Origin of the sequence: Amycolatopsis sp. NPDC021455 (assembly GCF_040640995.1) — a bacterium.
Lineage (GTDB): Bacteria > Actinomycetota > Actinomycetes > Mycobacteriales > Pseudonocardiaceae > Amycolatopsis.
The window spans coordinates 286,834-304,750 of sequence record NZ_JBFACT010000001.1; the positions used below are offsets into that span (position 1 = coordinate 286,834).

General features: G+C 68.9%; 16 protein-coding genes. 6 read left to right on the forward strand and 10 right to left on the reverse strand.

What is annotated here, in order from left to right; translation table 11 throughout:
- Window positions 1-9 precede the first annotated feature (9 nt).
- From nuoL to nuoN, 3 genes are read left to right on the forward strand one after another with little or no spacing between them, the layout of a single operon-like run.
- The gene (nuoL, locus tag AB0G28_RS01590; RefSeq protein ID WP_361081878.1) at window positions 10-1,908 is read left to right on the forward strand and encodes an NADH-quinone oxidoreductase subunit L; all 1,899 of its coding nucleotides are present in this window, start codon (window positions 10-12) and stop codon (window positions 1,906-1,908) included.
- Window positions 1,908-3,458 carry an NADH-quinone oxidoreductase subunit M gene (locus AB0G28_RS01595; protein WP_361081880.1) on the forward strand — a complete coding sequence of 517 codons (1,551 nt, stop codon included), beginning with the start codon at window positions 1,908-1,910 and terminating at the stop codon, window positions 3,456-3,458. The genes nuoL and AB0G28_RS01595 overlap by 1 nt, the downstream gene beginning before the upstream one ends.
- Window positions 3,459-3,460: 2 nt before the next feature.
- The gene (nuoN, locus tag AB0G28_RS01600; protein WP_361081882.1) at window positions 3,461-5,029 is read left to right on the forward strand and encodes an NADH-quinone oxidoreductase subunit NuoN; all 1,569 of its coding nucleotides are present in this window, start codon (window positions 3,461-3,463) and stop codon (window positions 5,027-5,029) included.
- Window positions 5,030-5,040: 11 nt separating this feature from the next.
- On the opposite strand, the gene AB0G28_RS01605 is transcribed toward nuoN, so the two are convergent.
- The 4 genes from AB0G28_RS01605 to AB0G28_RS01620 are packed head-to-tail and all read right to left on the reverse strand — an operon-like array spanning window position 5,041 to window position 8,147.
- On the reverse strand, window positions 5,041-5,784 hold the full coding sequence (locus tag AB0G28_RS01605; protein ID WP_361081884.1) for an ESX secretion-associated protein EspG: 744 nt from the start codon (window positions 5,782-5,784) through the stop codon (window positions 5,041-5,043).
- A gap of 25 nt (window positions 5,785-5,809) precedes the next feature.
- Entirely contained in the window at window positions 5,810-7,093 is a 1,284-nt protein-coding gene (locus tag AB0G28_RS01610; RefSeq protein ID WP_361082347.1) for a hypothetical protein, read from the reverse strand.
- Entirely contained in the window at window positions 7,093-7,722 is a 630-nt protein-coding gene (locus tag AB0G28_RS01615) for a DUF3558 domain-containing protein (protein WP_361081885.1), read from the reverse strand. Before AB0G28_RS01615 ends, AB0G28_RS01610 begins: the two co-directional genes overlap by 1 nt.
- Window positions 7,722-8,147 carry a hypothetical protein gene (locus tag AB0G28_RS01620; protein WP_361081887.1) on the reverse strand — a complete coding sequence of 142 codons (426 nt, stop codon included), beginning with the start codon at window positions 8,145-8,147 and terminating at the stop codon, window positions 7,722-7,724. The genes AB0G28_RS01615 and AB0G28_RS01620 overlap by 1 nt, the downstream gene beginning before the upstream one ends.
- 319 nt (window positions 8,148-8,466) lie before the next feature.
- Here AB0G28_RS01620 and AB0G28_RS01625 point away from each other — a divergent pair, with 319 nt between their 5' ends.
- Complete coding sequence (locus AB0G28_RS01625; protein ID WP_361081889.1) at window positions 8,467-9,609, forward strand: hypothetical protein; 1,143 nt, start codon at window positions 8,467-8,469, stop codon at window positions 9,607-9,609.
- A 55-nt stretch (window positions 9,610-9,664) separates the two neighbouring features.
- On the opposite strand, the gene AB0G28_RS01630 is transcribed toward AB0G28_RS01625, so the two are convergent.
- Entirely contained in the window at window positions 9,665-10,297 is a 633-nt protein-coding gene (locus AB0G28_RS01630) for a hypothetical protein (RefSeq protein ID WP_361081891.1), read from the reverse strand.
- A 263-nt stretch (window positions 10,298-10,560) separates the two neighbouring features.
- Here AB0G28_RS01630 and AB0G28_RS01635 point away from each other — a divergent pair, with 263 nt between their 5' ends.
- Both AB0G28_RS01635 and AB0G28_RS01640 read left to right on the forward strand, forming a co-directional pair.
- Window positions 10,561-11,613, forward strand: a complete 1,053-nt coding sequence (locus AB0G28_RS01635) for a polyprenyl synthetase family protein (RefSeq protein WP_361082349.1) — start codon at window positions 10,561-10,563, stop codon at window positions 11,611-11,613.
- A 23-nt stretch (window positions 11,614-11,636) separates the two neighbouring features.
- Window positions 11,637-12,833 carry a hypothetical protein gene (locus AB0G28_RS01640; RefSeq protein WP_361081893.1) on the forward strand — a complete coding sequence of 399 codons (1,197 nt, stop codon included), beginning with the start codon at window positions 11,637-11,639 and terminating at the stop codon, window positions 12,831-12,833.
- A gap of 63 nt (window positions 12,834-12,896) precedes the next feature.
- Here AB0G28_RS01640 and AB0G28_RS01645 read toward each other — a convergent pair whose 3' ends face one another.
- The 5 genes from AB0G28_RS01645 to AB0G28_RS01665 all read right to left on the reverse strand — a co-directional run bounded on the left by AB0G28_RS01645 (window position 12,897) and on the right by AB0G28_RS01665 (window position 17,845).
- Complete coding sequence (locus tag AB0G28_RS01645; protein ID WP_361081895.1) at window positions 12,897-13,235, reverse strand: VOC family protein; 339 nt, start codon at window positions 13,233-13,235, stop codon at window positions 12,897-12,899.
- Window positions 13,236-13,324: 89 nt separating this feature from the next.
- Entirely contained in the window at window positions 13,325-14,389 is a 1,065-nt protein-coding gene (locus tag AB0G28_RS01650; RefSeq protein WP_361081897.1) for a 2-oxoacid:ferredoxin oxidoreductase subunit beta, read from the reverse strand.
- Window positions 14,386-16,311: a 2-oxoacid:acceptor oxidoreductase subunit alpha gene (locus AB0G28_RS01655; RefSeq protein WP_361081898.1), complete on the reverse strand. Its 1,926-nt coding sequence runs from the start codon at window positions 16,309-16,311 to the stop codon at window positions 14,386-14,388. Before AB0G28_RS01655 ends, AB0G28_RS01650 begins: the two co-directional genes overlap by 4 nt.
- Window positions 16,312-16,575: 264 nt before the next feature.
- The gene (locus tag AB0G28_RS01660) at window positions 16,576-17,331 is read right to left on the reverse strand and encodes an enoyl-CoA hydratase (RefSeq protein WP_361081900.1); all 756 of its coding nucleotides are present in this window, start codon (window positions 17,329-17,331) and stop codon (window positions 16,576-16,578) included.
- Window positions 17,332-17,398: 67 nt separating this feature from the next.
- Window positions 17,399-17,845, reverse strand: coding sequence for an Lrp/AsnC family transcriptional regulator (locus AB0G28_RS01665; RefSeq protein WP_026468878.1), 447 nt, complete (start codon window positions 17,843-17,845; stop codon window positions 17,399-17,401).
- Window positions 17,846-17,917 lie beyond the last annotated feature (72 nt).

Here is a 17,917-nt window from a genome sequence, read left to right on the forward strand (position 1 = left end):
AGACACCGAGTGACCGCATCATCGTGGCTGCTGGTGGCCCTTCCGGCTCTCGGCGCCCTGATCCTGCTGCTGGCGGGGAAGCGCGCCAAGGCGTGGGGGCATCTGCTCGGCTGTGCCACCGTCACGCTCGCCTTCGTCTACGGGCTGATCCTCTTCTTCACGGCCGACGGCAAGGCCACTGTGGACACGAAGGTCTACTCGTGGATCCCGGTCGGCGCGCTGCAGATCGACTTCGGGCTGCGGATCGACGCGCTGTCGCTGACGTTCGTGCTGCTCATCACCGGCGTCGGCATGCTGATCCACTACTACTCGATCGGCTACATGGCCGACGACGAGGGCCGGTACCGCTTCTTCGCGTACCTCAACCTCTTCGTCGCGTCGATGCTGATCCTGGTGCTGGGCAACAGCTTCGTGACGCTCTACCTCGGCTGGGAGGGCGTGGGTCTCGCGTCCTACCTGCTCATCGGCTGGTACCAGGGCCGCCCGTCCGCCGCGACCGCGGCGAAGAAGGCGTTCCTGATGAACCGCGTCGGTGACGTCGGGCTCGCGCTGGCCATCTTCATCATGTTCAAGTACGCGGGCTCGACCGGCTACGCCGAGGTCTTCAAGGCGGTCGGCGACGGCAAGTTCTCGACGGGCGCGATCACCGCGATGGCGGTCCTGCTCCTGCTGGGCGCCTGCGGTAAGTCCGGCCAGTTCCCGCTGCAGGCGTGGCTCCCGGACGCGATGGAGGGCCCGACCCCGGTGTCGGCCCTGATCCACGCGGCGACGATGGTCACGGCCGGTGTCTACCTGGTGGCGCGGTCCAAGGACATCTTCAACGCCACCGAGGACGGCCGCCTGATCGTCACCCTGGTCGGCACGGTGACGCTGCTGATCGGATGCATCATCGGCTGCGCGTACGACGACATCAAGAAGGTCCTCGCGTACTCGACGGTCAGCCAGATCGGCTACATGATGCTGGCGGTCGGCCTCGGGCCCGTCGCGTACGCGCTGGGCATCATGCACCTGGTCGCGCACGGCTTCTTCAAGGCCGGGCTGTTCCTCGGGGCCGGGTCGGTCATGCACGCCATGAACGACGAAGTCGACATGCGCAAGTTCGGCGGCCTCGCCAAGCACATGAAGATCACCTACGTCACCTTCGGCCTCGGCTACCTCGCGCTGATCGGTTTCCCGCCGCTGTCGGGCTTCTGGACCAAGGACTCGATCATCGAGGCGGCATTCGGCCAGGAAGGCTGGCGCGGCTGGGTCATGGGCGGTGCGGCGCTGCTGGGTGCCGGGCTGACGGCGTTCTACATGACCCGCCTGATGATCATGACCTTCCACGGCAAGGAACGCTGGCGCGAACTCAAGTCCGCGGACGGCCACGAGTTCCACCCGCACGAGTCGAAGCCGGTGATGTGGGTGCCGATGGCGGTCCTGGCGGTCGGCTCGGTGTTCGCCGGTGGTCTCTTCACGCTCAACAAGTCCTTCGTGACCTGGTTGGCCCCGGCGGTCGGCGAAGCGCCGGAAGAGCACTTCGGCATCAACAAGTGGCTGATGTCCGGCATCGTGGTCGCGGTTTCGCTGCTGGGCGTGCTGATCGCGTGGCTGATCTTCCGTCGTGACGTCCCGGTCGAGCAGCCCCAGCGGGTCTCGTTCGTCACCCGGGCCGCGCGCAAGGACCTGTACGGCAACGCCCTCAACGAGACGCTGGTCGCCCGCCCGGGCACCTGGCTCTCGCGGGCGCTGGTGTTCGTCGACAACCGCGGCGTCGACGGCGCGGTCAACGGCCTGGCCGCCGGCCTCGGCGGCGGGTCCGGCCGGCTGCGGCGGCTGCAGACCGGGTTCGTCCGGTCGTACGCGCTGTCGATGCTGGGCGGCACGTTCCTGCTTCTGGCGGCTCTCCTGCTGGTGAGGTTCTCCTGATGACCTGGTTGCTCATCCTCATCCTGGTGCCGCTGGCCGGCTCCCTGGTGCTGGCGTTCCTCAAGGGGAACGACCGCGCCGCGGTGCTGGCCGCGCTCGGGTTCTCGATCCTCGAGTTCCTGCTGGTGATCCCGTTCTGGCTCAGCTACTCCGCGTCCGGTCCCCGGCTGCAGATGACGTCGAGCTTCGACTGGATTCCCAGCTTCGGCGTGCACATCGCGTTCGGCACCGACGGCATCGCGCTGATCATGATCGCGGTGATCGCGCTGCTGGTGCCGATCGTCGTCGGCGGGCTCGGCACCCTGGACAAGCTGCCGCCGGGCCGCAGCGCGGGCGGCTTCCTGTCGCTCATCCTGCTGCAGGAAGCGCTCACGATCGGCGTGTTCGCCGCGACCGACGTCTTCCTGTTCTACGTGCTGTTCGAGATCATGCTGATCCCGATGTACTTCCTCATCGGCGGCTACGGCGGCGCGAACCGGCAGTACGCGGCGGTCAAGTTCTTCCTGTACTCGTTCCTCGGCGGCCTGATCATGCTGGCCTCGGCGATCGGGGCGTACTCGCTGGCGTCGGACAAGCTCGGCAAGGGCACGTTCGACTGGGCCACGCTGGTCACGGTCGTGCGCGACGCGCCGCTGTCGACGCAGATCTGGCTGTTCCTCGGGTTCTTCCTGGCCTTCGCGATCAAGGCGCCGCTGGTGCCGTTCCACACGTGGCTGCCGGACGCGGCGGGGGAGGCGCCGATCGGCGTCGCCGTCCTGCTGGTCGGCGTGCTGGACAAGGTCGGCACGTTCGGGTTCCTGCGCTACTGCCTGCCGATGTTCCCGGACGCGAGCAAGACCCTGGCGCCGCTGGTGCTGGTGCTCTCGGTGATCGGCGTCCTTTATGGATCGATCCTCGCCGCGGGCCAGCGAGACATGAAGCGGTTCATCGCCTACGTCTCGATCGCGCACTTCGGCTTCATCTCGCTGGGCATCTTCGCGTTCAACGAGCAGGCGATGGTCGGCTCGGCGACGTACATGCTCAACCACAGCCTCGCCACCGGCATGCTGATCGTGGTGATCGGCCTGGTGATCGCGCGCGGCGGGTCGTCTCGCATTTCGGACTACGGCGGCATGGCCAAGGTGACCCCGCTGCTGGCCGGTCTGTTCCTGCTCGCCGGTCTGTCCACTTTGTCCCTGCCGGGTACGAACTCGTTCGTCTCCGAGTTCCTGGTGCTCATCGGGTCCTTTGTGGACCAGCCGGTGTACACGATCCTCGCCACGGTGGGCATGGTCCTGGCCGCGGCGTACGTCCTGTGGCTCTACCAGCGGGTCTTCCAGGGCCCGGTCCGCGGGGACGCGCTCGTGGGTGTCGGCGGGGGCCCGGGCACGGCGATCGCGCCGGAACTGGGCGCCAAGAAGGCCATCACGGACCTGAACGGCCGTGAGATCGCGATCCTGGCGCCGCTGGTCGTGCTGATCCTCGTCCTCGGCTTCTACCCGAAGCCGGTGCTCGACACAGTCACCCCGACGGTGCAGCAGACGCTGACCGCGGTTCAGGGAGGCAAGTAAAAGTGCTCGACATCCTCCTGACCCAGGCACAACCGCCGATCGCGACGCCGTCGGTCGACTACCCGGCGGTGCTGCCGGTGCTGATCGTCTTCGGCGCGGCGTGCGTGAGCGTGCTGGTCGAGGCGTTCGCCGCGAAGCGGTCGCGGTTCGGTATCCAGGTCGGGCTCAGCCTGCTCGCGATCGTCGCCGCGGGCGTCGCCCTGATCGTGTACGCGACCGGTGACGCGCCCGCGGGCGGCGTCACGACGTTCAGCAAGTCGATCTCGATCGACCGGCCGGCGCTGTTCCTCTGGGGCACGCTGCTGGCGCTGGCGCTCGGCGCGGTGCTGCTCATCTCGGACCGGGTGGTCGAGCCGGGCGGCGCGTTGGTGGCGCAGGCCGGCATCCGCCCGGGCACGGTCCAGGACCGCGCGCAGACGGCGACGGTCATGCAGACCGAGGTGTTCCCGCTGACGCTGTTCGCGCTCGGCGGCATGATGGCGTTCTGTGCGGCGAACGACCTGCTGACGATGTTCATCGCGCTGGAGGTCCTGTCGCTGCCGCTGTACCTGATGTGCGGCCTCGCGCGTCGTCGCCGGCTGCTGTCGCAGGAAGCGGCGGTCAAGTACTTCCTGCTCGGAGCGTTCTCGTCGGCGTTCTTCCTGTACGGGCTGGCGCTGCTGTACGGCTACGCGAACTCGGTGAAGCTGGGCGACATCGCGAACGCGGCGGCCGGGTCGGACCGGTCGGACACGCTGTTGTTCGCCGGCCTGGGTCTGCTGGTGGTCGGCCTGCTGTTCAAGGGCTCGGTCGGCCCGTTCCACACGTGGACCCCGGACGTGTACCAGGGAGCGCCGACGCCGGTGACGGCGTTCATGGCGGCGTGCACGAAGGTGGCGGCGTTCGGCGGGATCCTGCGGGTGCTGTCGGTGGCGTTCTCGTCGACTTCGTGGGAGTGGCGCGGGGTCCTGTGGGCGGTGGCGATCATCTCGATGGTGATCGGCGCGGTGCTGGGCCTGACGCAGACGGACGTCAAGCGCATGGTGGCGTATTCGTCGATCGCGCACGCGGGCTTCCTGCTGGTCGGCGCGATCGCGATGACGCGCGACGGGCTCTCGAGCACGCTGTTCTACCTGCTGGCGTACGGCTTCACGACGCTGGCGGCGTTCGGCGTGATCAGCCTGGTCCGCGACTCGTCGGGCGAGGCGACGCACCTCTCGGCGTGGGCGGGGCTGGCGAAGCGGTCACCGCTGGTGGCGGGCGTGTTCACGTTCCTGCTGCTGGCCCTCGCGGGGATTCCGCTGACTTCGGGCTTCGTCGGGAAGTTCGTGGTCTTCTCGGCGGCGTTGTCGGACGGAATGGCGCCCTTGGTCGTGGTCGCGCTGGTCTTCAGCGCGGTGGCGGCGTTCTTCTACCTGCGGGTGATCGTGTTGATGTACTTCTCGGAGCCGGCGGCGGACGGCCCTTCGGTCTCGGTCCCGGGCTTCGGCACGGGAACGGCGATCTTCCTCGGCACGGCCGTGACGCTGGTGCTGGGCCTGGTTCCGGCCTTCGCCCTCGGCTGGGCCGGCGCGGGTGGTTTCGCTTTCTGAGGTCGGTGGGGTCAGGGCCGCAGCGACGCGACCTTCTGGCCGAGTAACCCCGGCTCGCCGGGCAGCACGGTGATATACCGGTTGCCCGGCGCGCCGGAGAGCAGAACGGCGACCCGCCCGGCCTCGACGTCGAGGTAGCTGAGCGAATCCCGGGTGAGCGTCCGCGGCCCGCCGTTCGACCGTTTCGCCGCGTAGAACTGGCCGACGCCGAAGTAGGGCTGGCCGAAGATTTCGTCGAGCTGCTGAGCTTCCCGGCTTCGGGTGGGGCCCGTGTCGTAAAGATCGTGGGCTTCTTCTTCGCGCCGGAATTCGTTCTGGGGTATCGAGAAGGGCGTGAACTGCGCCGCGGCGTACTCCGGCAGGTTGGCGACCAGCGCGTCGACCGGGTCGTTGTCCGGTGAGACGGTCTTAAGCCAGACGCGTTCACCCTGGCACAGGGCGGTGACAGCGAACCGCCCCCGGACGGCGACGAGCACGCCGATCTGTTCGTCCATGTCGCGGGCGTAGGCGAAGTACTCGGTCGCCGGACGGTCGAGCAGGTGCAGGACTTCCTCGAATTCGGGCGTGAACCGGTTTCCCTGGGTGAGGCTGTATTGGCTCAGTTCCTCGAACGCCTCACGGTTCACATGGTTGATGGAGGACGGCGGAATGTACCGCAGTCCACCGGCGAAGATTTGGTGCGGTTCGCCGCAGCCGACTTGGCGCATCGCGGTGAGCAGGGTGTCCAGCGAAAGTTCGACCTGTTTGAGCACCACGTGTTTCCTCCCCTTTCGCGTGGTGCTAGTGCTGCGGTTTCTCGCCGATCACCGGTGGCACCGGTTTCTCGATGTCGCCACCGAAGGTGCCATCGGGGTCGGGATTCCGAAGGTAGGCGGCGGCCTTCTTTTCTTTGTCCTCTTCTTTTTTGCCGCCACCGGGCCCGTGCCCCATCGGCATCCCGTTGGCACCACGCCCACCGGCGGCACCGGCCGCCCCGGGCCGTCCTCCTGCGACGTTCTCACCGAGCATCCCCCGCCCGGCGCCGGAGCCGGGCCCGTTCACAGCGCCACTACCCGTTCCGCGGTAGCCACCGGTGCCTGAACCCGGCCCGTAACCGGCGGTCGGGTATCCGGTCCCGGGCCCGAACTCGCCGCTGCCGCCGTACGGCCCGAACCCGCCAGGCCCGAGGGAGCTGATCGGCTGCCCGGTCGGCCCGAACTGATACCCGCTGCTCGCCGCGGGCGGCATGACGGGCTTGGGTACAAAGCTGTCGGCGTGCGTCCCATCCGGCGCAACACCTCCGGGCCGACGGCTGCCGACCTGGTCCTGCCCGACCTGGTCCTGCCCGACCTGGTCCTGCCCGACCTGGTCCTGCCCGACCTGGTTCTGCCCGGTCTGATTCCGGCCGGTCTGGTTTTGCCCGGCTTGGGTGCTGGGCCGGTACTGAGTCTGGCCGGGTTGTTGGGTCCGCTGCCGATCTTGTCCGCGGCGTCCGGTATCGGTGCCGGTGGTCGTGCCGGTCGTCTTGGCCGGAGGCGGCGTCCCGGTGTCGAGCGAGATGGGCGCCCCGGAATCGGTCAGCTGCGCGTACTGCGCGGGCATCTGCCCACCATTGGTGGTGCTGGCGGAGTGGTAGGCACGAAAGGCATCGATGTTGGCCTGACTGTCGGCCTGCCAGCCGGCGACTTTGGTCTGGTACGACTTGCCGTCGCCGGTGAGGGCGTTGTACAGGTCATCGGCAGTGATCTGGGGAGGCTGCGCCGCGACGGGCTTCACAGAGTTCTTCGCGGTCCCGAAGGCCCCCATCTGCGCGCCGACGGCGCTTTGCGCGTTCTGGAGATGGATCGCATCGTCCATGGCGGCTTGGATCAGTGGTGCGGTCGCGTCCGCGGCGGTATCCCCGGCGCCGCCCTGCCAGCCGCTCATGGTCTTGGCCCGGAGGGCGTTGATCCGCGAGGCCCGGTCGATCATCCGCTGGGTCAGCTGACTCGCGCTGTCCTGAGCGTCGGCCAACGACTGGGTGCCTTCGCCGCCAGTGATTTGCTCGTAAATCTGAGTCGCGGTCAATGGCCCTTCGGTGACCATCACTTTCCCGCCTTCAAGTTTGCCAGGACCTTCCCGGCCACATCGCGCGCGGCGACGCAAGGATCCTTCTTTTTCGTAACGTTCTCTTCTGACAATGTTACGTCGATATCGACGGTCTGCTGATCGCTGGTTCCGAGAGCTACCGTGCAATTGCCGTGGCTCGACTGATCCCCTGACGCATCATATGCTGCGACGGGATAGCCGTCGATCGGCTCCAGAGCCTTGAAGAATGGGTATTCCTTGCCTTGGCCGTTATAGACGCGGGTTATGCCGCGATTGTCGACACCGGTGAAGATCACGCCCACGCCGGCTTGCGAAACATGGGGCGAATCCCACCTGCACTGAGGTCCGGCTTCGCCCTTGACCTCGGGCTTGGGTGTAACTCCGGAGCCGAGAAGCTGCGTGACTTGAGTCGCTGTAAGCGCGTCACACGGCGCCTGCTTGAAGTGTGCGATATCGATCGGGTGCTCGACCTTGGGAACTCCTGGCCCGGGCACTTCGTCCGAAGAACCGGATGAGGGGGACTGGATGGGTGTGCTGGAGGAGGCGGACGGGGACCCGTCGTTCTTGGGCGTGCAGGCAGTCAGTGTCAGCAACGACATGCTCAGGAGGACGATGGCGCGGCGCATCAGAGACTTCCTCCGGTCTGCTTGATTTCGGTGCTGTGAGTGTCTTCGGCTCTGGCGTACTTGCCCAAGGCCGTGACGAACCTGTTCGCCATTTCCCGGCAATATTGCTGGCGCTCGAACAAGGTCGTGACCAGGGCGGAGCCCGATGTGCGTACCATCTCGGCGTTGCCGCCGCTGGCGTATTCCTTGCCGGGGCCGCGGGCACCCGCTATGACGTTCGCCTTGGCCAGATCGCTGCGGAATTCGTCGGCAAGGCTCTTCCAGTCGTCCGCGAGCTCCTGCAGTGTCGCCCTGTCGTACTTGAAGCCTGGGCCGCTCGCGCCGGTGCCCGCGGGGGCGCCGTAGGTGCCCGCCTGCGGGGTGATGGGCGTCAGCGGAGCCCGGCGCGTGTTCGGGTCGTAGACCGGAGGCTGTCCGTCAGGCATCGCGTTGCGCCCCTGCTGTCCTGGGCCGGCAGGGCTTGACAGGACTGAGGCGCCCCGAAGCCGTCGTCGTCACTGTGCTCTCCCCTTAGCTGCAGGGTGCTCCTAGCTCGGCACCCTGCGTAGTTCGACGAGTCGGAGGTTACCAGGGTTCCCGACCGCCCGTTCCCCTTGCAGTAAGATCCGTTCCGCCCGGAATGACGGGCGGGAACTCGGTGACGATGGGTGATAACCAATTCGGCTGAATCTTGTTCGGAGAGCCAGATTCCCCTGTTCAAGGCGGTAATCACCGTGCAAACTCTCCGTAATGAGGCTCGCTTGTGTGCTGCTGGCGTGTTTCCTGACCGCCTCAGGTTGTGCCGCCGAGACCGCCGTGGGACAGCGTTCCGCAACGTCGTTGTTGCCACTTCCGTGGCACCCGAAACAACCTCGTCCGGCAGATCGGGACGAGAACGCGGTCGACGCCGCACTCGCCGCACTCGACTTGTGCACGCTGATCGATCTCGGCGTCTACGACCGCCGCAAGGTGCCAGGTGCCGCGTCCGTCACCCGGCAGGCGAGGGTCTTCGATGGCCGGCGCGAATGCGATCTCGTGCGAGACGGCAACCCGATCCCGTTGATCACCGTCCGTGACGAGCCGCCGGAGAGTGCTCCGCTGCGGAACGACGGGGCCATCGTCGATCTGTCGGGCGTGAAGGGTTACCAGGTGGAGCGCCACAAGCAGGAGCGGATCGTGGGCTGCAGCGTGCTCGTCCCACTCAGTTTCGTCCGGGCTGTGCGCTTCGAGCTGGCCTATGGCACCCGCGAGGACGACGCCCACTGTGAAATCGTGCGCGACTTCGCCGCTGCCGGAGCCGGCTCGCTTCCGAAGGGGCTCGCGTACCCGGTCGGCGGTCAGGACTCCGGCAGGGTCGGCGCATGCGCGAACATGGTCGTCAACACCGACGGAAGCGACTGTGATCCCGCGGGCGACGTCAAGGTGCCGGCCGGCGGTGCCGATCTGCTGCTGGCCGCCGGAGCACGCGATCCGAACATCGAATGTGCGGTGTTCCGGCCAGCTGTGGCGACGGCCTTCGGGAGCGAGTTCGAACCAGTGGCGACACCAGGGGCTTGCTGGTTCGTCGAACCGCGGCATCGTCTGCAGATCGAGGTGGGTGCCACCGCATCGGGCGATCCTCCCGGGATTTTCGGTTCTGATCCGGATCTGTGGACCGACCGGCAGATCATCACGCTCGGCAAGAAACCGCCGGTCGTCTTTCGCAGTCTGAGCGGCGACGAAAATTCCGTCTACGCGTCGCCGTACGCGAACCTCGACGTCCGAGGGCAGGTGCGCCTGCGGATCAGCGCCCAGCGAGAGCGTGGCCTTGACGTGAGCGGCCTTCCGGCTTTGCCGGCGGAGGCAGCGCTGAAGGCCGAGGCCGTTGTCGCGTCGGTGCTGGAGCACTACTTCGGGCCAGGTCGCTGAGCCGGGGTGCCGCGGCCATCCTCTCGGCTGGTCCCAGGCCGCGGCACCCGGGCCGCTACGGGGTCGGGGAACAGCTTGTGCGGCCCAGGGTCACCTGGCCGCTGATGCCCGACGCCGGGAGGAAGTCGATGCGCAGCATCGTCAGGCCGATGCTGCCGTCGCCCGGGAGGTTCTGGATGTTGAACACCGCGTTCGCCAGCGCTGTTCCGTCCGCCTTCCGGATCGGTGACACGTAGCTCGGCGGGACCGGGTTCGGGGGGTTCGTCAGGCCTGACATGCCGCCGAATGTCCAGTTCGCGTTCGTCTGCGTCCGGGTTGCCGCGCAGGTCACCGTGAACGTCGACAGCTTGATGCGCGGCCCGCCCGCGCTCAGCAGTGCCGACAGCTCGAAGTTCTTGCCCGTCGCCGTGGACGTCGTCGTCTTGGTGCTCGTGTTCGGGTCCGTCACCGTTGTCGTGCAGGACGACGTGCCGCCGCCGAGCGTGATGCCCGGTTTCGACACCGTCTGGGCCGTTGCGCTCGTCGGGCCGTCGATCGAACAGTGGCCCTGCGCCGGGACCTTGATCGTCGAGCCCGCCTTCGTGAACTCCGCCGAGCCGATGTCCGCCACGCCCGGCTGCGGGGCCGCCTGTGCCGGCGTGGCGATCAAGGCCAGCCCGGCCGCCAGCGTCACGACGGTGCCGCGCATTTGCGTTCCTCCTCGCCGACCGGGCGACCGCCGGTCTTCACCCCCTGAATATCCGCCCGTCCCCGGCGTCCGTTGCGTCCGGAATCTCCGACCACCCTTTCGTGGATCACGAAGCACCGGGTGGGTGACGGCGCCGGGGCGTCGCCGGGGTGTCATGTTCGTCACCGTTTCCGCTGGACAGCGGGTAAACGACCGCGCGCGGTAGCCACTACGCTCAAGGGGCAACCCGACCGGTGCACGAGTAGAGCGGAGCCGACGTGTCTGTGCCTTCCCCAGCCCCCGGGGCGGGATCCCTCCCCGCTGCGCCGGGTGGCGCCCTCGACGACCTGCGGGCGTCGGTCGGCCTGCAGATCGCCGACGAAACCCTGCTGCGCGCCATCGCCGACGGGCTGGCCGAGGTCGAGAAGCTGCTGCGCGACGTCGTCCGCAGCGACGTCCAGGCCGTCAACGACGCCGCGTTGCACCTGGTCGAGGCCGGGGGCAAACGCTTCCGTCCGCTGTTCACCCTGCTGTCCGCGCAGTTCGGGCCGAAGCAGGACGACCACGTCATCATCGCCGCCGCCGCGGTCGAGCTCGTGCACCTCGCCACGCTCTACCACGACGACGTCATGGACGAGGCCGACATGCGGCGCGGCGCCGAGAGCGTCAACGCCCGCTGGGACAACACCATCGCCATCCTCACCGGCGACTTCCTCTTCGCGCACGCGTCGCGCCTGGTCGCCGACCTCGGCACGGACGCCGCGCGGATCATCGCCGAGACCTTCGGCGAGCTGGTCACCGGGCAGATGCGCGAGACCGTCGGCCCCGGACCGGGTGACGACGCCGTCGCGCACTACCTCACCGTGATCGCGCAGAAGACCGGCTCGCTGATCGCCACGTCCGGCCGGTTCGGCGGGATGATGTCCGGCGCCGCCGACGAGCACATCGAGGCGCTTCGCCGCTTCGGCGACATCATCGGCACCGCGTTCCAGATCTCCGACGACATCATCGACATCGCCTCGCCGTCCGACGAGCTCGGCAAGGCGCAGGGCACCGACCTGCGCGAAGGCGTCCGGACGCTGCCCATGCTGTACGCGCTTGCCGACCCGGACACCGACCCGCGGCTCATCGAGCTGCTGTCCGGCCCGATCGCCGACGACGCCCTCGTCCGGGAGGCGCTGGAGCTGCTGCGGGTCAGTAGCGGACTCGATCGAGCACGCGTCACTCTTTCCGACTACGCTCAGCGCGCGCGAGCCGAGCTCAGCGCGCTGCCGGCGTCACCCGCCAGGGACGCGTGCGAGTCGGTCGCCGACTACCTGGTCGCGCGCACGCATTAAGCACTAAACAGGGGCAGGAAAAGATGTCCATATTCGGACAGGTCTGGCTGTGGAGCCTCGCCGCGTTCTTCGTCGGGGTTCTCCTCACCTGGCTGGTGCTGGTGCTGCCGCTCCGCAAGAGCGTCCGCAAGCTGGAGAGCGCGCTGGCGCAGTCCCACGCCGACGCCGCGCGCACTCCCGCGAACGCGGCGGCGGTCGGCCACGAAGCGTTCTCGCGGCCGGAACCGCGCCCCGAGCCGGAGCCGTCCCGCCAGGAGACGTCCTACCCCGGCACGCTGGTCGCGGCGCCGCCGATCCACCGCGACGACGTCCACGACGACATCGACGAGGACTTCGCCGAGCTGGACGCCCAGGTGCCGTCGCGGGTGCCGCCGGAGCCCGAGGAAGACGACCCGTACCGGACCGCGGCCACCCAGTTCCTCACCCCGGTCCCCGACGAGGAGCCGGAGGACCCCTACCGCGCCACCGCGACGGAATACCTGGCCCCGGCCGGGGATTCGGTCGAAGACGAGCCCGTTTCGCCGGCGCTTTCGCGGCTTGAACCGGACTCCGCCGGCTCGCTGTTCCAGACCCCGGCCGACGCGGCCGCGCCGGACTGGTTCGACCACGAGCCACCGAGCGAGCGGTCGGCGTTCGAGGAGCCGGTCGAGCGCACCCGGATCATCGGCCAGCACCCCGGTTCCGTGCGGAAGGTCGAGCCCGAAGACGAGGAAGTGCCGCAGTACGCCTTCGGCGGCGACGACGTCGCGGGGGAGCTGGACGTGCCCGAGGAGACCCCGGCCGAGGCGACGCAGGTGCTGCCGAAGCGCCAGCCGCGCGAGACGACGGTGCGCGGCGGGTTCGACGCGCCGCAGCCGATCCAGCCGTCGATGCGCACGGTGGAGCGGCGCGAGCCCGACGTGGCCGGCGCGCACAGCGGCTCGCTGTTCGAGCCGTCGGTGCAGCCCAACCAGGTGGCCGCCGCCGGGGCGTCGGCGCCCGAGCCGCCGCCCGCACGCCAGGCGGCGGGCGACGCCGTCCCGCACGGCCCGTTCGGCCCCGGCTCGGCGATGCCGCGCCCGGGTGGCGGGGCGCCCAGCGACAGCTTCGCGGTGAAGGCGAGTGTCACGGCGTTGCGGTACTGCACGGAGGAATCGGCGCAGTTCCCGAAGATGGTCGCCGAGGTCTGGTTCCGCACCGCCGAGGACGCCGAACGCGTCGGGTTCCGCCCGCTCAGCTGAGGTTTGGTCCGTGAAGGCCTCCTTACCGGCTCTTATGGCCGGTAAGGAGGCCTTCACGGCTTTTCAGGCGGCCTGGAACAGGACCAGCGCGGCGCCGCCGGGGTCGGTGACCACCACCAGGGAGCCGAACGGCAGGTCGGTGCGCTCACGCACGAGCGTCCCGCCCAGCTCGACCGCCTTCGCCGCGGCAGCGTCCACATCGGACACCGGGGCGTAGGGCAGCCATTGGGGTGCCCGGTCGTCGTCGGGAGCCAGCGGGGTCAACCCGCCCCACGGCACGCCGTCGGCCGTCAGCAGGGTGTCGTTCGCTTGCCAGCCCAGCAGTTCCGAGAAGAACCGCTTGCTGCCGTCCGCGTCGGAAGTGCGGACGTCGAAGAAGACAAAAGGACGTTCAGGTCGCATGACCTGAAACTTAGGACACTTGTCCCACTACAGGCAAGCCCAAAAAGGCCGCCACACCCCGGGGCATGGCGGCCTTCGAAGAGAGCGGGTTACGCGACCGTCCAGGTGTCCTTGCCACGCAGCAGGGCCTGCAGGTCCGGCGTGCGGGCCGTGCGGGCCTGCTCGACCTGGGCGCGGGCGTCGTCGTCGTACGTCGGGCGCTCGACGCTTCGCAGGATCCCGGTCGGGACGTGGTTGAGGTTCTGGTCGCCGAGGCGCGACAACGCGAACGCGTACGACGTGTCGGTGATCGACGGGTCGTGCACCACCACGTTGTCCTCGCCGATGTCCGCGACCTTGGCGACATCCAGGCCGCCCCAGTCGCCGCGCTTGACCCCGAACTCCTGGTTCGGGCCGAAGCGGATCGGCTCGCCGGCGCGCAGCGGGATCAGGCGGGTGGCGGCCTCGTCGGCGTCCTTGAGGACGTCGAACGCGCCGTCGTTGAAGATCGGGCAGTTCTGGTAGATCTCGACCAGCGCCGAGCCGCGGTGCTGCGCCGCCGCCTGCAGGACCTCGGTGAGGCCCTTGCGGTCGGAGTCCAGCGCGCGGCCCACGAACGACGCCTCCGCGCCGATCGCCAGCGACAGCGGGTTGAACGGGGTGTCCACCGAACCCATCGGCGTCGACTTCGTGACCATGCCCTGCCCGGACGTCGGGGAGTACTGGCCCTTGGTGAGCCCGTAGATCCGGTTGTTGAACAGCAGGATCTTGATGTTCACGTTGCGGCGCAGCGCGTGGATCAGGTGGTTGCCGCCGATGGACAGCGCGTCGCCGTCGCCGGTGACGACCCACACCGACAGGTCCGGCCGCGTCGTGGCCAGGCCGGTCGCGATCGACGGCGCGCGGCCGTGGATCGAGTGCATGCCGTAGGTGTTGAGGTAGTACGGGAAGCGCGACGAGCAGCCGATGCCCGAGACGAACACGATGTTCTCGCGCTTGAGGCCGAGCGTCGGCAGGAACGACTGGACGGCGTTCAGCACGACGTAGTCGCCGCAGCCGGGGCACCAGCGGACCTCCTGGTCCGACTTGTAGTCCTTGGCCTTCTGCGGCTCGTCGGTGGTGGGCACAAGGTCCAGGCCGCCGAGGTTGGGTATCCCCAGATCGATCGCGGTCACTTCGCCGCCTCCGTAGTAACGCCGGTGATGATCTCCGAGAACAGGTCCTGCAGCTCTTCGGCCTTGAACGCCATCCCGGCGACCTTGGTGTGCGAGTGGACGTCCACCAGGTACTTGGCCCGCAGCAGCAGCGCGAGCTGGCCGAGGTTCATCTCCGGCACCACGACCTTGTCGTAGCTGCGCAGGATGTCGCCGAGGTTGGCCGGGAACGGGTTGAGGTGGCGCAGGTGCGCCTGCGCGATCGGCAGGCCGAGCTTGCGCACGCGGCGGCAGGCCGCGCCGATCGGGCCGAACGAGCTGCCCCAGCCGAGCGCGAGCACGCGGGCCTTGCCGCCGCTCGGGTCGTCGACGACCAGGTCGGGGACGTCGATGCCGTCGATCTTCGCCTGCCGCAGCCGGACCATCTTGTCGTGGTTGGCCGGGTCGTAGGAGATGTGGCCGGTCCGATCGGCCTTCTCCAGCCCGCCGATGCGGTGCTGCAGGCCGGGCGTGCCGGGGACGGCCCAGGCGCGGGCGAGGGTCTCGGGGTCGCGGACGTACGGCCAGAACTCGCCGGAGCCGTTGTCGGCGTTGGGTTCGGTCGCGAACTCGACGCTCAGGTCCGGCAGCGTCCCGACATCCGGGATCAGCCACGGCTCGGAACCGTTGGCGATCGCGCCGTCGGACAGCAGCAGCACCGGGGTGCGGTACTTCAGCGCGATCCGGGTGGCCTCGATGGCCGCGTCGAAGCAGTCGGCGGGCGAGAGCGGCGCGACGATCGGGACCGGGGACTCGCCGTTGCGCCCGAACATCGCCTGCAGCAGGTCGGCCTGCTCGGTCTTGGTCGGCAGGCCGGTGGACGGGCCGCCGCGCTGGACGTCGATGACGACCAGCGGCAGCTCGACCATCACGCCGAGGCCGATGGTCTCGGACTTCAGCGCGACACCCGGGCCGGACGTCGAGGTGACGCCGAGCGCGCCGCCGTAGGAGGCGCCCAAGGCGGCGCCGATGCCGGCGATCTCGTCCTCGGCCTGGAAGGTGATGATGCCGAAGTTCTTGTGCTTCGACAGCTCGTGGAGGATGTCCGACGCCGGGGTGATCGGGTACGTCCCGAGCAGGATCTGCAGGCCGGAGCGCTGGCCGGCGGCCACGATCCCGTAGGCGAGCGCGGTGTTGCCGGTGATCTGCCGGTAGGTGCCCTGAGCCAGCTTCGCCGGGGCGACCTGGAACGTCGTGGCGAACGACTCGGTGGTCTCGCCGTAGTTCCAGCCCGCGCGGAAGGCGAGGATGTTGGCCTCGGCGATGTCCGGTTTCTTGGCGAACTTCTCGCGCAGGAACCGCTCGGTGCCTTCGGTGGGCCGGTGGTACATCCAGGACAGCAGGCCGAGGGCGAACATGTTCTTGCAGCGCTCGGCGTCCTTCTTGCCGAGGCCGGTCTCGGCGAGCGCGCCCTGGGTCAGGGTCGACATGGCGACCCGGTGCACCTGGTAGGCGGCGAGGGTGTCGTCGTCGAGCGGGTCGGTGGCGTAGCCGACCTTGGTCAGGTTCCGCTTGATGAACTCGTCGGTGTTGAGGATGATCGTCCCACCCTGCGGGACATCGCCGAGGTTCGCCTTGAGGGCGGCCGGGTTCATCGCCACGAGCACGTCGGGGCGGTCGCCGGGGGTGAGGATGTCGTAGTCGGCGAAGTGGACCTGGAAGCTCGAGACGCCGGGGATGGTGCCCTGTGGCGCGCGGATCTCGGCGGGGAAGTTCGGCATCGTCGACAGGTCGTTGCCGAACGCGGCGGCTTCGGAGGTGAACCGGTCGCCGGTCAGCTGCATGCCGTCACCCGAGTCGCCCGCGAACCGGATGACCACCCGGTCCAGCTTGCTGACCTCGGTCGGCCTGGTTGCGGCGAGCGAGCCGTGACCAGCGCCGTTGCCGTTCGCACTCGTGCTCATGGGTCAGGGATTCCCTCTCTCCCGACGTTGCGGCCTTCGGTTCGCCTGCCCGGTGCGCGTGACAGGCGGATCACCAGGCCCTACCACGAGGTTAGCTCGCGCTCGGTGTCCATGTTTCCGCGCGTCCCGCCTGGCGGGCGACCTCTGTCCTGCTGTGCAAGTCCTCTGTGCTGGTCCGGGAAATACCTGTAACCGATGGTAACGGTTACCGACGTGTCCACGCTGTGACGCGTGTCTCCCGGCGGGGTGTCCAACTGCTGGGATTCAGCGGTGGGACCGGATCCGTGCCCGCATCACCGCCACTCGTTCGGCGAACTCCGGCGAGGCCAGCGACGTCAGTTGCGGCTCGATTTCGACGTCGACGGCGTCGGCGTGCGCGGCCAGCGAGGCGGTCGTCCGGAGGCTGCGCTTGGTGGCCAGGAGGGCCTCGCGCGGCGCGGCGACCGCGGGTGCGGCGAGCTCCCGCGCGGCGGCGACGAGGTCTCCGTCCACCACGCGCAGGGCCAGCCCGGCGCGCACGGCGGCTTCGGCGTCGAGCGGCTGCCCGAACAAGGTCATCGCGGCGGCCACCTGCGGACCGGCGAGCCGCTGCGTCATCCACGTCATGCCGCCGCCGGGGTGCAGCCCGAGCTCGAGGAACCGGGCGACGAACTTCGCCCGCGGCCCGGCCAGCCGGACGTCCGCGGCGAGCGCGAGGTTCAGCCCGGCGCCGACGGCCGCGCCGCCGACCGCCGCGATCGTCGGCAGCGAGCACCGGGCCACGGCGAGGAAGCCTTCGTAGATGGCGCGCAGGCCCTGCTCGTCGGCGTGGGTCAGGGCGGACAGGTCGGCGCCGGCGCAGAAGGCCGGCGGCGTGCCGGTGACGACGACGGCGTGCACGGACTCGTCCCGTTCCGCCGCTTCGACGGCGGCCGCGAGCTGCGCGGAGAGGTCGAGAGTCAGCGCGTTGCGGCTGCCCGGCGCGTCGACGGTCAGCACGGCGACGCCGTCGGCGTGCTCGCTGACGATGCTGTCGGTCATGCGGCCAGGGTGGCACGCGCCGCTCGCACGCGGCTGCGGTATGGCTGAAAGCCGGCGGCGCGTCCGCTCACTCCTCCGGCGTCGGCGGCCTTTCGAGCAGGCGGGAGAGCACCACCGTCGACACCGTGCGGTCCACGATCTCCAGCCCGCGCAGCCGCTCCAGGGCCGTCTCCAGGTGGTGGATATCCGCGGCCCGCAAGTGGACGATCGCGTCCGCCGCGCCCGAGACCGTGTACGCCGCCACCACCTCCGGTAGCGGTTCCAGCCGTGCGCGGATCCGGGCCGGTGTGATGTTGCCCTGGCACGTGACCTCGACGAACGCCTCCGTGCCCCAGCCCAGTGCCTCCGGGTCGACCACCGCCGTGAAGCCGCGGAGGATGCCCGTTTCGAGGAGCCGGTCGACCCGCCGCTTCACCGCCGGGGCGGACAGGCCGACGACCTTGCCGATCTCCGCGTAGCTGCTGCGCGCGTTCGCCACGAGACACGAAACGATTCGCTGGTCGATGGTGTTCACACGCAACATTTAGCACAGATACGCGCAGCGAACAGCGATTGATTGCGATATTAGGCAGCCCTTACCCTGCAC